Source organism: Sphingomonas sp. P3_C5, assembly GCF_056402635.1.
Genome location: NZ_JBFUHA010000007.1, coordinates 53,872 through 66,216, shown reverse-complemented (window position 1 = coordinate 66,216; position 12,345 = coordinate 53,872). Strand labels below are relative to the sequence as shown.

Annotated in this window: 14 protein-coding genes and 1 pseudogene; 6 read left to right on the top strand and 9 right to left on the bottom strand. The window is 63.4% G+C overall.

The genetic code is table 11. From position 1 onward, the window contains the following. Positions 1-8: 8 nt before the first annotated feature. Positions 9-515, top strand: a complete 507-nt coding sequence (locus tag AC1DVS_RS17610; protein WP_478025210.1) for a DUF805 domain-containing protein — start codon at positions 9-11, stop codon at positions 513-515. Between the two features lie 65 nt (positions 516-580). Here AC1DVS_RS17610 and AC1DVS_RS17605 read toward each other — a convergent pair whose 3' ends face one another. Further along, positions 581-916: a hypothetical protein gene (locus AC1DVS_RS17605; RefSeq protein ID WP_478025208.1), complete on the bottom strand. Its 336-nt coding sequence runs from the start codon at positions 914-916 to the stop codon at positions 581-583. Between the two features lie 86 nt (positions 917-1,002). On the opposite strand from AC1DVS_RS17605, the gene AC1DVS_RS17600 reads away from it, so the two are divergent. Then, entirely contained in the window at positions 1,003-1,485 is a 483-nt protein-coding gene (locus AC1DVS_RS17600; RefSeq protein WP_478025206.1) for an SRPBCC family protein, read from the top strand. 18 nt (positions 1,486-1,503) lie between these two features. Here the strand turns inward: AC1DVS_RS17600 and AC1DVS_RS17595 are convergent, their stop codons facing one another. The 4 genes and pseudogenes from AC1DVS_RS17595 to AC1DVS_RS17580 form a co-directional block, all read right to left on the bottom strand. Further along, positions 1,504-1,731, bottom strand: a complete 228-nt coding sequence (locus tag AC1DVS_RS17595; protein WP_478025204.1) for a hypothetical protein — start codon at positions 1,729-1,731, stop codon at positions 1,504-1,506. Between the two features lie 48 nt (positions 1,732-1,779). Continuing rightward, a pseudogene (locus tag AC1DVS_RS17590) lies at positions 1,780-1,872 on the bottom strand (transcription elongation factor GreB); the annotation flags it as partial. A 23-nt stretch (positions 1,873-1,895) separates the two neighbouring features. Next, positions 1,896-2,747, bottom strand: a complete 852-nt coding sequence (locus AC1DVS_RS17585; RefSeq protein WP_478025202.1) for a lysophospholipase — start codon at positions 2,745-2,747, stop codon at positions 1,896-1,898. A 22-nt stretch (positions 2,748-2,769) separates the two neighbouring features. Further along, positions 2,770-4,131 carry an alpha/beta fold hydrolase gene (locus AC1DVS_RS17580; RefSeq protein ID WP_478025200.1) on the bottom strand — a complete coding sequence of 454 codons (1,362 nt, stop codon included), beginning with the start codon at positions 4,129-4,131 and terminating at the stop codon, positions 2,770-2,772. A 102-nt stretch (positions 4,132-4,233) separates the two neighbouring features. Between AC1DVS_RS17580 and AC1DVS_RS17575 the strand changes: the two genes are divergently transcribed. Continuing rightward, positions 4,234-5,145: a LysR family transcriptional regulator gene (locus AC1DVS_RS17575; RefSeq protein WP_478025198.1), complete on the top strand. Its 912-nt coding sequence runs from the start codon at positions 4,234-4,236 to the stop codon at positions 5,143-5,145. Between the two features lie 45 nt (positions 5,146-5,190). Here the strand turns inward: AC1DVS_RS17575 and AC1DVS_RS17570 are convergent, their stop codons facing one another. The 3 genes from AC1DVS_RS17570 to AC1DVS_RS17560 form a co-directional block, all read right to left on the bottom strand. Then, complete coding sequence (locus AC1DVS_RS17570; RefSeq protein ID WP_478025430.1) at positions 5,191-5,673, bottom strand: GreA/GreB family elongation factor; 483 nt, start codon at positions 5,671-5,673, stop codon at positions 5,191-5,193. Positions 5,674-5,742: 69 nt separating this feature from the next. Next, positions 5,743-7,269 (bottom strand): carboxylesterase/lipase family protein, encoded by a 1,527-nt coding sequence (locus tag AC1DVS_RS17565; protein WP_478025196.1) that lies wholly within the window; start codon positions 7,267-7,269, stop codon positions 5,743-5,745. Positions 7,270-8,142: 873 nt separating this feature from the next. Further along, complete coding sequence (locus AC1DVS_RS17560; protein ID WP_478025194.1) at positions 8,143-9,216, bottom strand: PA0069 family radical SAM protein; 1,074 nt, start codon at positions 9,214-9,216, stop codon at positions 8,143-8,145. 52 nt (positions 9,217-9,268) lie between these two features. On the opposite strand from AC1DVS_RS17560, the gene AC1DVS_RS17555 reads away from it, so the two are divergent. The 3 genes from AC1DVS_RS17555 (at position 9,269) to AC1DVS_RS17545 (ending at position 11,305) form a co-directional block, all read left to right on the top strand. Then, on the top strand, positions 9,269-9,616 hold the full coding sequence (locus AC1DVS_RS17555; RefSeq protein ID WP_478025192.1) for a VOC family protein: 348 nt from the start codon (positions 9,269-9,271) through the stop codon (positions 9,614-9,616). 64 nt (positions 9,617-9,680) lie between these two features. Further along, positions 9,681-10,160, top strand: coding sequence for a YbjN domain-containing protein (locus tag AC1DVS_RS17550; protein WP_478025190.1), 480 nt, complete (start codon positions 9,681-9,683; stop codon positions 10,158-10,160). Positions 10,161-10,213: 53 nt separating this feature from the next. Further along, the gene (locus AC1DVS_RS17545) at positions 10,214-11,305 is read left to right on the top strand and encodes an FUSC family protein (protein WP_478025188.1); all 1,092 of its coding nucleotides are present in this window, start codon (positions 10,214-10,216) and stop codon (positions 11,303-11,305) included. Between the two features lie 14 nt (positions 11,306-11,319). Here the strand turns inward: AC1DVS_RS17545 and AC1DVS_RS17540 are convergent, their stop codons facing one another. Beyond that, on the bottom strand, positions 11,320-12,267 hold the full coding sequence (locus tag AC1DVS_RS17540) for a hypothetical protein (protein WP_478025186.1): 948 nt from the start codon (positions 12,265-12,267) through the stop codon (positions 11,320-11,322). Between the last annotated feature and the right edge of the window lie 78 nt (positions 12,268-12,345).

Sequence of the window (12,345 nt, the reverse complement as noted above, 5' to 3'; positions counted from 1 at the left end):
GGGGAAGAATGCGGTGGATGTTCATGCCGTTGCGGCGCTACGCCCGGTTCAGCGGCCGGGCGTCGCGACGGGAGTTCTGGCCCTGGATAGCGTTCATGGTGGCGGTCATCACCGCGTGCATCGTGTTGAACGCGAATTTCGGCGATCGCGCTTTCAGGAGCGGGCGCTCGAGCACGCGGATATGGGGTGATTTCGCCATAGTCTTCGCATTCTTCTTCTGGCTCGGAACGTTCCTGCCGAGCCTGGCGGTCGCGGTTCGGCGGCTGCATGACATGAACAACCGGGGTTGGTGGGTCCTGCTGATCTGGGTGCCTTTCGCCATAACGCTGTTTTTCTTGTTATTGGGCAACCGGCCTCTCTTTCTCACGATCGGCGGTGGTGGGGTGCTGGCCACATTGGTCGGAACCGCCACACTCCTCATCTGGTGCATCGTTCCCGGCACCCGAGGCGACAATCGCTTCGGCAAGGACCCGTTCGGCGCGACGCTGGAAGATCTGAGCGCGACCTTCGAATAGGCCCCTGGCCGCCCGCGACAGTGCGGGTTTTGGCGCCTTTCCGTTGGAGTGCCAGGCACGCCTGATCAGCGTTGCTTCTTGGTCGTGCCCGCAGTGAAATCCGGATCCTTTTTCGCCACCCAGTCGACGAACTTGCGGATATTGGGGTTGGCCAGCAGCGCCTCCACATCCATCCCGTGGCGCTGCAGTTCGGAATTGGTGAAATTCGCGGTCAGCGTCTGCTGGCAAATCGGGTGCATCGGCACGACGTCGCGCCCGCCCCGGCTCTTGGGCACGGGATGGTGCCAGGTTATGGTCTTGCCGGTCGGCCGGCCACAGAGCCAGCACAGCGTCGGCGGGGCGGGAGCCTCCTCCTCGCGGTGCAGATCTCCATAGGGGTCTTTTTTTGAAAGTCTGGCCATGCGTCGGCCTTAGGGCCTAAAAGCTGCGCTGCCCACCGCTGCTTGTTTCGCGCTGCCTCGCTGGATCGGGATGGCCGATCCGACCGTTGAGCCGGGGACGTCGGCTTTCCAACAAGACCGGGCCGGCAGCTGTGGAGACGCGGGCGATGGTCGCCAGTGACGTACGAGCCAGGATTTCGATCGATCTCGATGCAGATCCCCATGCGGCATTCGAGGCATGGGTCGATCCGCCGCTGATCGAGCGCTGGCTGTTCAAATCGCCGACGAACAGGCTCGTGGCACGAACCGATCGCCGAACCGGCGGGGCGTTTTCCATTGTGGAACACGAAGCCGGCCGGATCATCACGCATGATGGCAATTACGCGATTTTCGAGCCGCCCAGGAGGCTTTCGTTCAGCCTGGCGGTACCCCAGCATTTCGCGGGTTTGGCGCAGATCGACGTGACGTTCACACCCATTAGGCCGAACACGCGCCTGAATTTTCAGGCGAGAGGAGCCGGACCGGCGGACGCGCAGAAGCTCTGGGAAGCGATGATCGCGAACCTCGCCGAAGTGCTGAGGCGCGGTTGAGCTTGTCGCCGTCGCGGCCTAGCGCGGTCGCCGGTTGCGCCGCGCGGTGTCGTTATGGATCGCGTCGTCCTTCTGCACCCGCTTGCTGCTATATGGCTCGATAAGGCTATCCTCCTCGCTCTGCGTCGCGATGTCGCGGGCCAGATTTCCGCCGGCCGAGCCCGAGACAGCGGGGGCAGGGGCCTCGCCTTCGATCAGCTCATGGTCGTCATGGTCGCGCGCGGTGGTGGTGCGGGGGTTTTCCATGCTCCTTCTCCTTGCGCCATCAACCGGCCGGGGGGTGGCGCGGTTCCTTCAAACCGTCGGGTAGGCAATTGCGATCACCTCATATTCCGGCTCGCCCGCCGGCAATATCACCCGCCGCAGATCGCCAACCGCGGCTGCCCGCCTGGAAACGTGGTTGATATTTTTCAAAGCTGGATCACGCGTTTCTCGATCCAGTTGCCGACGTCGTTCAGCACGCGATCCCGGCCAATGTCGTTGAGCAAATCGTGATAATGGCCTTCGTACAGGTGAAGCGTCTTGTCGCTTGATCCCGCAGCGTCGAAAAAGCGCTGGCTGCCGTCTGGCCGGGCCGCTCTGTCGGCTGTCCCGTGCAGGATCAGGACGGGGAGGGTGATGCGACCAAAGGCCTGATCGAGCCTCTCGCTCGCCCGCGCCAGCGCCGCTACGGTTCGGATCGGCTGGACCTCGTCGTCGATCAACGGATCCGCATTCATGTGAGCGATCCAGGCCGGGTCCCGTGAGAAGTCCTCGGTCTTCAGCCTCAGGATATGGGCGTGCGGCACGATGTGACTGGCGCCCCGGAGCAGCTGCAGCACGATGTCGGGCGCAGCGACACGCAGTGCAAAACTCTCGCAGATCAGGCCGGCGATCCGATCCTGGTTGTCGATGGCATAGGCGACAGCCGTCACGCCACCGGCGCTGTGGCCGAGCAGGTAGATCGGCAGATGCGGGGCCTCCGTCCGCACCAGCTCCACTGCCCCGGAAAGGTCGCTGACATAATCGTCGATGCTGTCGACGTAGAACCGCTCGCCATCCGATCGGCCGCGACCGCGAAGGTCGAGTGCCGTCACCGCAAATCCACGTGCGGCAAAGGCTTCGGCCGCTCTCGCATAATGGCCGCTATGGGCGTTGAAGCCGTGGCAGATGACAAGGCTCGCCGCCGGCTCGCCCTGGGCTGGCCATTGCCGGACGAACAGCCGCCCGGCATTGCCTTCGATCGATCGATCGCGCTCGGCGATCACTTCCAACTGAGTCATGAGTCAATCCTCTCGAAAATGCTCAGCGCTGCGTGGCGGTAAAGGCGGTGTCGCTCGGGCCGACGCCGGTGACCCGGACCACGGCCGCCTCGTCGCGCGTGAACGCGAAATGAGGCACGTCCCTGGGCTCGGTGTAGAGGCCGCCGGCTGTCAGCGCCGAAACGCGCGCCTGCGCGCGGTCGCTGCCGTATCCGAAGAACCATGTGCCGGACATGACCGTCGCGAAACGATCGTCGCGGTGCGTGTGCGGTGCGATCGCGGTATTGGCCGGAACGCGGATTTCGAGCGCATAGGGTCCTGGCTTGGCAGGGTCGCCATAGAGCAGCACCGTCTGGATGCCGGTCACACCCGAGGTTCCCGCGCCCGCTCCGGCGACTGGCTTCATCGCGGCCTGATCGAGCGACAGGACGGATCGGGAGAGTTTGCCGGCTGTCGCGACTGGCAGCCTTGCGTCGAGATAGTCGCGGATCGCCTTCACGGTGCTGTCCGGCTGTTCTTCCATCAGCCAGTGGCCGGCATCGGGAATGACGCGCTCCTCGACCTGCACCGCGCCGCCGCGCGCAACGACCGCCATCATCGGGCCGAACGACTTTTCGCCGCCGATGGCCAGCACCGGCATGCGCAACTTGCCGTGTGAGGCGAGCCACGCGCGATTATCGACTGCATCCTGGTCGAAGGCGGCAAATTGCCTGAAGCCCGCATGCATGCGACCGGGCGCTGCATAGAGCGCGGCATAATGCGTGCGTTCCGCCTCGGTGAAGCGTGCCGGATTGGCCGCGAATTCGTTCCAGAAGCGATCGAGATATATCCGCTCGCGACCCGCGACGAGGCGCTCCATATCCGGTCCGCCGAACCGGAAATGCCACAGCAAAGGGCTCTTCAGCACTTCGTCCCACGGTCCGATGCCGGGAACGGGTGCGTCCATCAGTACCAGCCGGGTGACATGCTCAGGACGGCGCGCTGCGAGTGCGTAGGCGACCATGTTACCGATGTCGTGCGCCACGACATCAGCGCTGGATGTGTGCAGCGCTTCCATGACGCCCACAATATCCTGGGCTTCGTTCGCCTTCTCGAACCCGGAATCGGCGACGGCGGAGAGGCCCATGCCGCGCAGATCGGGAACGATCACGGTGTGATCCTTCGCAAGGCCCGTAGCGAGCGGCGCCCACATGTCGCCGGTATCGCCATAGCCGTGCAGCAGAATGACGGCCGGACCGGTTCCGCCGACGCGGACATGAATGGTTGTGCCGTTGGTCTTTATCTCCTGGGTGTGGAATTCCCTGGGAAAGTCCGTGCGTGTCTGCGCCGAGGCAGCCAGGCTGAACAGGCTGGTGGTTGCGGCCGCGGCGATTGCGAGGCGACGGGCGAATTTCGAAATTTTCATAACGGCTCCTCAGGCGCTCCATGCGCTGAAGCACAACTAGACGAGCGGCTGCCGCTTGATTAGCTGGGTGCCAGTCGCAGGATTATTGACTGGGAGGCAAAGGTGACAGCATTCGACCGCGCGCGCGATTTCGAAGTCTTTGCCGCAATCGCAGCAACCGGCAGCTTTTCCGGCGCAGGCAGGCGCCTGTCCCTGACCCCGTCAGGCGTCAGCCGGGCGGTCGACCGGATCGAAGCGCGGCTGGGTACGCGCCTGCTCCTGCGAACGACGCGCGCGCTGACGCTCACGGCTGAAGGCCAAACCTATCTTGGTGGTGCGCGCCGTATTCTGGCGGACATCGACGAAGTCGAACAATCGATCGCGGATCAGGGCGCTCCCCGTGGGCGCGTTCGTGTCAGCGCAGCGGTGTCCCACGGCCGGGTCTGTATCGTACCGCTTCTGAAAGCTTTCGTGCGTCGCTATCCCTCGATCCTCGTCGACATCAACCTGAGCGACGAAACGGTCGATATCGCGGCGGGCCAGGCCGATATCGCTGTGCGATCCGGGCCACTTGCCGATAGCGGGCTGATGGCCCGCCGCCTTGGCGACAATGGCCGCACCGTCGTGGCATCACCGGCCTATCTTGCGGAACGGGGCACGCCGCAATCGCCTGAAGACCTCGCCCGGCACAACTGCCTGAACTTCAATTTTCGACGAGCCGAGCCGGTCTGGCCCTTTCGGCGTGACGGCAGGATCGAGACGTTCGAAGTCCATGGCTCGATCGAAGCAAATAGTGGCGAAACGCTCCTGCAACTCGCGCTCGACGGCGTCGGCATCGCCCGCATCGGCAATTTCGCCATCGGGCGCGCCATCGCCCATGGCCGCCTGATACCGTTGCTGGAACCGTACAACCCGGGAGACAGGGAGATATTCCATGCCGTCTTCATGGGTGGCGCAAACCTGCCGACACGCATCCGATTGTTCGTTGATTATCTCGCTGAGCATTATGGCGAAACACTGGCCGAACAGGCCTGATTGGCGCGCTCAATTCTGCTTCTCAGCGGCAGGTCGCCCGCAGTGTCAGGGCTCCGGGTAGGTGATTGCGATCACCTCATATTCCCGCTCGCCAGCCGGCAATATCACCCGCCGCAGATCGCCTACTGCGGCGCCCCGCAAGGCCCGGGAGAAGGGCGCGCTCCAGCCGATCCGGCCCGCGCCGGCATCGGCCTCGTCGTCGCCGACCAGAGTCAGCACCCGCTCGACATCATCCTCATCGGCAATGGTGACGGTCGCGCCGAACCACACCCGCGAACGGTCGGGCTGGGCGGCGGGGTCGATTACCACGGCGGCCTTCATCCGTTTCGCCAGCCAGCCGAGCCGCCGGTCGATCTCGCGCAGGCGTTTGCGGCCATAGATATAATCGCCATTCTCGGACCGATCGCCATTGCCGGCCGCCCAAGAGATCACCTCGACCAGCTTCGGCCGCTCGTCGCCGAGCAGCGCCCCATATTCGCGGCTGAGCGCTGAATAGCCGGCAGGAGTGATATAGTTCGGGCGGTCCATAGCCGCTGCTTCATGCCGGATCGCCAGCGCGGGCGAAAGGGCTGGAATGCCCCTCACATGCGCCTTGGCCTATTGCGGCATCATGCTGAGGAAAGGCCGGAAATCCGGGAAATTGCCGCGCTCCTTGATCTCCGCCGCACTCCCAAGCCTTTGCACCGTGGCCGGCGTACCATCGAAGACCGGCCATTTCGGCCGCGCCGCGCCATTGGGGTCGCCGGTTTTGGCGAAGTCGGTCCAATAGCCGAGCATCTGTTCCTCCAGCGCCAGGTCATCCTTGTTCCACGGGCGGGGGTCGCGCCACAATTGGCCAAAGGCAAAGCGGATTTCCGCGGTATGCCCGGCCTTGCAGCCATAAGTGCAGGGCTGCTCCGGCAGCGCCTCGGCGGGGGAGTGGGTGTAGTAATAGAGATAGACCGGCTGGGTGTTGGTTTTCTGCTGCGTGGTGGCCCAGCCGAAATGCGACAGCCCGATCATGTCGGTGACCAGGCGTTGCGCCGATGCCTTGGCCTCGGCATCGGTCTTCCCCGGATAGAGCGTCAGTATGACGGGCGGCACCTGCGGGCCGAAGGGCCTGTGCAGCAGGCTTTCGTAATTGGTCGCATTGATATCCTTTGTGCCGAAGACATCGGGGGCGAGGTCCAGCCCTTCATCGGCATTCCAGCCAAGTAACAGCGGCACCTTGTTCTGGTGGCCGGCGGCGAAGCTTTGCTGCGGCTGTTCGGCAAAAACCGCGCCGTCCAGATAGGGCATCACCTGCCATTTCTGCTTGAGCAGATCCTCGGCACTCAGCTTGCGCAGGTCGGCGAGATGCGGCGCCTTGAGGGCCTCGCCCAGCGCCTTTCCCAGATTTTCCGCTGCGGCCGCGGGGGGCAGGGGGCCGGCCACGCCGCTTTCGGCGATGGCGCGCTGGAAAAGGCCGCTGGCCAACGGCGAAATCGTCAACGCGCTCACCGAGGATGCGCCCGCCGATTCACCCGCGATGGTGACATTATGAGGGTCACCGCCAAAGGCTGCGATGTTGCGTTTGACCCATTGCAGCGCTGCGATCTGGTCCCGGAAGCCCTGGTTCCCGCCAGTGTGGTTGGGGGCATCGGTCGAAAGCTCGGGATGGGCGAAGAAGCCAAACACGCCGAGCCGGTAGTTGATCGAAACGAGGATCACGCCCTTTCGCACGACGCTCTTGCCGCCTTCGGGGCCCCATTCGGTTCCATGGCCGCTGGTCAACGCGCCGCCGTGAATCCAGACGATGACGGGATAGGGTTTGGCTGCTTTTTTGGCGGGCGCCCATATGTTGAGCGTCAGGCAATCCTCGCTTTGCGGCATCTTCACCCAATCGGCGGTCTGGCGGCAGACGAACCCGAACTCGGTCGCCTTGCGCGTGCCTTGCCAGGCTTTCACCGGCTGTGGCGCCTTCCAACGCAGGTCGCCGATGGGCGGGGCGGTGTAGGGAATGCCGAGGAACGCCCTCATGCCATCCCGTTCATTGCCGGCCAGTTTCCCGCTGTCGACCGTAACGGTGGGTGCGGCAGGCTGCGCCAGGGCAGGGGCGCTGGCGGCGGCGAGCAAAGCGGCGAACGCGAGAGACTTGTGCAACATGACGACCGTTTCCTCACCTGTATTTATTGACGGCCGCGCACCGCTATCGACGAACCAATTTACTGTGTTACTCTAGTATAACACGCATGGCCCGTCAACCGCCGCTCCGCCGCTCGCTGAAGCGGAGCGTTCCCGTACGGCACAAGACTCCCCCGGTCTCGCCCGAGGCAATTCAAACACATGCAATCGCTGCTATCGTCCTGCCCGGCCAATACCCTGCGCGTCAGGGCCGCTCTTTCTAACGGTCAAGATCACGAACACCCCACCGCGCCGCCGGTGGGCGAGGGCGGCGCACAAACGCTCCCTTCGTTCCTTCTCGCTTTCCCGGCGAAGGCCGAATCCAGTTGGGGATGTGGACGATTGGCGCTCCGCTTTGTCACATCACCCGGCCGGGTAAGCAGGAAGAAAGAGTAACGGAACGATTCTCGAAACTCTATACTTCTGATGCGCTAAATCATGTAATTCCAAGCGAAGTGGCGCACGGTTAGATGATGAAAACGCACGCGGATCGACGTGAAGAATATTGCATTTCCAACGCCAAATCCGGCGGCCTGCGAAATCTGAATTCGCACGTCGAATCGCAAAAATGCCGCGCCGCCCGCCGCCCGGAGGGGGGGTGGGCGCGCCAAACAGGGTTATTAGCCTGGAATTTTCGGCGGGCTCGCAATGGATATTGCAGAATACTGCGACTCGCTCAGCCTGAGAGCCGGACCGCAGACAAGCGCCGGACCTCCCAGTCGCAAAACAACACGCTGAAAAACCAGAAAAAGCCGCGACATCCCCGACTCACTCCGCGCCGATTTCGGCGAGGGGCACGCACAATCGGCGCAACTATCCATGTTGGACGGCAAATACTCGTCGCGGCGCATGATTTCAGCCGAACAGCTCGCCCTGCGGTCCGGCTGGCGGCCTGAACAGGTCGGTCCGCACCTCGATCCGGTCGCGGTTCATATTGTGCTTTCGACAAGCGATCTGAAAGCGAGTCTGCAGCAGGTCTGCCCATGGGCCTTGCCCGCGCATCCGGCTGAAGAAATCGGGATCATTGTCGCGCCCGCCGCGAAGCGACTGGATCGTCGCCATGACCTTGCCGGCGCGATCGGGGAAATGCGTCTCGAGCCACGCCCTGAACAGCGGCGCAACCTCGAAGGGCAGCCGCACAATGAGGAAACGGACGCCCGTTGCCCCGGCCAGCGCGGCACGCTCGACGATGTGCTCGAGCTCATGATCGGTTATCGCAGGGATCACGGGGGCGATCGAGACATAGGTCGGGATGCCGGCCTCGGCGAGCTTCTTCACCGCCGCAAGTCTTCGCTCCGGCGCGGGAGCGCGCGGCTCGACCGTCATCGCGATCCGCGGGTCGAGCGACGTCACCGATAGGGCGACCGCCGCAAGCCCCTTCGCCGCCATGGGGGCAAGCAGGTCGATGTCGCGGGTCACACGGTCCGATTTGGTGGTGATGGTGAGGGGGTGGTTGGTCTCGGCCAGCACCTCGATGCAGCTTCGCGTGATCCGCCAGTCGCCCTCGATCGGCTGATAGGGATCGGTATTGGTGCCGAACGCGATCGGGCGACAGACATAGCCTCGTTTCGAGAGCTCGGTGCGGAGCAGCAGCGCGGCATCGGGCTTGGCGAACAACCGGCTTTCGAAATCGAGTCCGGGGGACAGATCGTGATAGGCATGGGTCGGCCGGGCGAAGCAGTAGATGCAGCCATGTTCGCAGCCGCGATAAGGGTTGATCGAGCGATCGAAACCGACGTCCGGCGAGTTGTTGCGGGTGATGATCGTGCGCGGTTTTTCGATCGTCACGGTGGTGCGGAGCGGGGGCGGGCCTTCGTCGAGCGTCTCGCGATCATCGAGCCAGTCGCCATCGGCCTCGCGTTCGGGCAGGTTGAAGCGGGTGCTCTCGCGGTTCAACGTCGCGCCGCGGACGGGACGGGGTTTTACCATTGACTCGGTCTAGCGGGTCGGCGAGAACATATCAAGAACAATGGAGGCATTTATGGCGCGCTTGAATTATCTCGAACTGCCGGTCCGCGATGTGCCGGCGATCAAGGCGTTCTACAGCTCGGCCTTTGGCTGGAGCTTCACGGATTTCGGCGCGGACTATGCAGCGACGATGACCGGAGACACCGATATCGGCCTCAACGGCGATCCGGCCCATATGACGGCCCTGTTGCTGCCGGCGATCGAAGTCGATGATCTCGAAGCCGCCGAGGCGAGCGTGACGGAGGCGGGCGGTGAGATCACGCTGGGGATCTTCGCCTTTCCGGGCGGCCGGCGATTCCATTTCCGCGATCCGGCCGGGCATGAGCTTGGTGTGGTGCAGGTCGATGCTGAACAAAGCTGACCGCTATTGCGCGGGTGGCGCCGACGCTTAAAGTCCGGATCGGTTCTATCAGGGGAGAGGGCATATGTGGGTTCGGGCATTGGCATTCGTCGCGGCGCTGACACTTCCGGCTAGCGCTATGGCGGCTGACCAGGTGGTCGATGTCAGCAGCGTCCAGGGCGTCGCTGCGCTGCTGAGGGACGCGGGATACAAGGCTGAGATCAAGATGGGGAAGGATGGCACTTCCTATATTGTCAGCGGCGTGAACGGGAATAGTTTCAACATCGACTTCTACGGCTGCACCAACGACAAGGGATGCACGTCCATCGACTTCTACAGCTGGGACAAGAAGGAAGCCTTCTTCTCGACCGCCCTCGCCAATGAGTGGAATGCCTCGAAGCGATTCCTGAAGGTGGCGATCGACAAGGATGGCGATCTTTCGGAGTATCTGTCTGTCTCGACGCTTGGGAATATGACCTTGGATAATTTCAAGGACTATATCGACTGGTTCGCGTCGATGGAGGGGGATCTCGAGAAGTTCCTCGAAGAGAAGCGCGGCAAATAACGTAAGACCTGAAGGACCTCGCTGCGCCGGCATGCTTGTGGCAGGAACGCAGCGTGGCAGGCAGGATGTTTCGTAACCGGCATGTGACGGAAATGCTGGGTTGGACGGCGCACGAGCCAGTTGGCTGGCGCGCGGTCGTCGGTGCCGCGCTTGGCGTCGCAGTGCCCGCAGCGGCCGGTCTGTTGCTCGGTAAGGCTCCGATGGGCTTCGCGGTCGCGATGGGTGCGATGCTGTTCGGCGGGCCTGAATCCGCTGAAAAAGGCGTCGCGCATGGGGCGGGGTCTCGCTCGCCGAGCGGTATTTTCGCCTCAGCCCTATTCGTGGGCCTGGCCCCGCCGATCGCCTCCTTGTGCGCCCGCTGGAACTGGGGCGATACGGTGGCGATTGCGCTCGTCGCGATGCTCGCGGCGATAAGCGGATATAGCCGCCCCTTCGCGGTGGTGACGATGCGGTTCATCATCTTCCTGGTGATGAGCATGAGCATTGCGAGCCAGCCCGGCGGCAGTCCGGGCGGCGTCGCTCTGTTACTCGGCCTCGGCGCGATCTGGGGCGCGATCATTCGGGTAACGCTGCGTCCGGCCAAAGTGCCCGCGTCGGTAGCTGAAGCAGTCACGGCGCGAAACCCAACCCGAAGGCAACGCGTCTCGCGGCTGAAGCGAGTGCTGCGCACCGCTGAGGGATGGCAATATCCGATCCGGCTCGCACTCGCGCTTGGGCTGTCGAGCATCATCCGGCATCTCTGGCCGGATCAGCATTTCAGCTGGGTGTTGGTAACAACTGTGTTGCTGGTCGAGCGGCAGCCTGAAGCGATACCGGTAAGGACGACCCAGCGCGCCCTGGGGGTGGTCGTCGGTGTCGCGCTGACTGGCCTCGTGCTGGTCGAACTCCGCTCCCCGTTCGCGATAGCGGCATTGGTCTGTCTGCTCGCGACGTTGCGGCCCTGGCTTCGGGCGCGCAATTACCTCGCATACTCAGCGGTGATGACGCCGCTGGTCCTACTGGTGATGGATCTGGGCACGCCGATCGGTGGCGCGGTACTCATCGACCGCCTGATTGCGACTCTGTTGGGCGCGGCGGTCGTCGTCGCGGTCAATCTGTTCGCCGTCCGGTTCCTCGTCTCCGCGTCCGTTGCGCGTGAAACCTAGCGCGTCAGCAACGGTCAGGGCTTGATCGCCGTGCCGCTTTCCTCAGCCAGAAAGGCGAGCAATGCCTCTTCGAGCGGGTCGAGCTTCCCATCGGCATTGATCTCGGCCTTCAGCCAGGCCTCCTCGCTTGGGTCGATCGCCCGATCCGCCGCGATGGCCGCGTCCTGATCAACCACTTTGGGCTTGGCGAACGCATCGGCAAAGCCCCGCGCCGGATTCGAGCTGAACATCCGGCCAAGGAAAGCGCCGGGGCTTGAACGGGTGTCGTTCATAAAGGCTTCGAGGCGCGCTGCCCGTTCGCGGGCGAGCGGATGGTAAAGATTGTGCGCCATCAGGTGATTGCCGATCGCCTGGACGAACAGGGTCTTCCATTCGGGTGCGTTGTCGCCGCTGATCGTCGCGTCCTTGATCCGGAACAGCATCCTGGCTTCGGCGCGGCTGATCGATGCCGGACCGTCGCTTGCCTGGGCGAACAGCATCCGACGCAGCAGATTTGCCTCGGTCGCGTTGATCGAGCCGGAGTCGAGCGATCCGCCATCGCGCGTCGGGCCGGTGCCTGTCAGCACGATCTGCTCGACCTGCCGCAGCGCATAGTCCTTCAGTGCATCAGGTATATTGGTCGCATCTTCGAGGATCTTGACCAGCAATTCGAGCTCGCCGAGCGAATCGACGCGGCCGTCGGCATCGATCTTGGCCATCAGCCAGTCGGCCTTGGCGTCGTCGACATAGCCGACCGGAGACTGCTGCCAGACCACATAGGTGCTGATCGCCTGGGCGAAGAAGTCCACCCAATCCCGGGCCGATCCTTTGACGCTGGCATTGACGTCGAAGATCGCCTCGGCCTCGGCCGGATCGATCTTGCCGTCAGGCCAGACGGCGCGGCGTATCTCCAGCGTGTCCTCGGCAGTAATCGTCGCCCTGGCTTTCACGCCGGCGGCCAGATCGGAAAACGGCGCTGTCATGGAAAATGCCCTCACAAAAAACTCTGCGGGCATCATGGCATCCAAGATTTAACTATGGCTTACGAGCGCGCGGCGCAG

Excerpts from the sequence above, each read along its gene's own strand:
- AC1DVS_RS17610 (WP_478025210.1), top strand. The coding sequence starts at position 9 with ATGCGGTGGATGTTCATGCCGTTGCGGCGCTACGCCCGGTTCAGCGGC.
- AC1DVS_RS17605 (WP_478025208.1), bottom strand. The coding sequence starts at position 916 with ATGGCCAGACTTTCAAAAAAAGACCCCTATGGAGATCTGCACCGCGAG.
- AC1DVS_RS17595 (WP_478025204.1), bottom strand. The coding sequence starts at position 1,731 with ATGGAAAACCCCCGCACCACCACCGCGCGCGACCATGACGACCATGAG.
- AC1DVS_RS17585 (WP_478025202.1), bottom strand. The coding sequence starts at position 2,747 with ATGACTCAGTTGGAAGTGATCGCCGAGCGCGATCGATCGATCGAAGGC.
- AC1DVS_RS17580 (WP_478025200.1), bottom strand. The coding sequence starts at position 4,131 with ATGAAAATTTCGAAATTCGCCCGTCGCCTCGCAATCGCCGCGGCCGCA.
- AC1DVS_RS17570 (WP_478025430.1), bottom strand. The coding sequence starts at position 5,673 with ATGGACCGCCCGAACTATATCACTCCTGCCGGCTATTCAGCGCTCAGC.
- AC1DVS_RS17565 (WP_478025196.1), bottom strand. The coding sequence starts at position 7,269 with ATGTTGCACAAGTCTCTCGCGTTCGCCGCTTTGCTCGCCGCCGCCAGC.
- AC1DVS_RS17560 (WP_478025194.1), bottom strand. The coding sequence starts at position 9,216 with ATGGTAAAACCCCGTCCCGTCCGCGGCGCGACGTTGAACCGCGAGAGC.
- AC1DVS_RS17555 (WP_478025192.1), top strand. The coding sequence starts at position 9,269 with ATGGCGCGCTTGAATTATCTCGAACTGCCGGTCCGCGATGTGCCGGCG.
- AC1DVS_RS17550 (WP_478025190.1), top strand. The coding sequence starts at position 9,681 with ATGTGGGTTCGGGCATTGGCATTCGTCGCGGCGCTGACACTTCCGGCT.
- AC1DVS_RS17540 (WP_478025186.1), bottom strand. The coding sequence starts at position 12,267 with ATGACAGCGCCGTTTTCCGATCTGGCCGCCGGCGTGAAAGCCAGGGCG.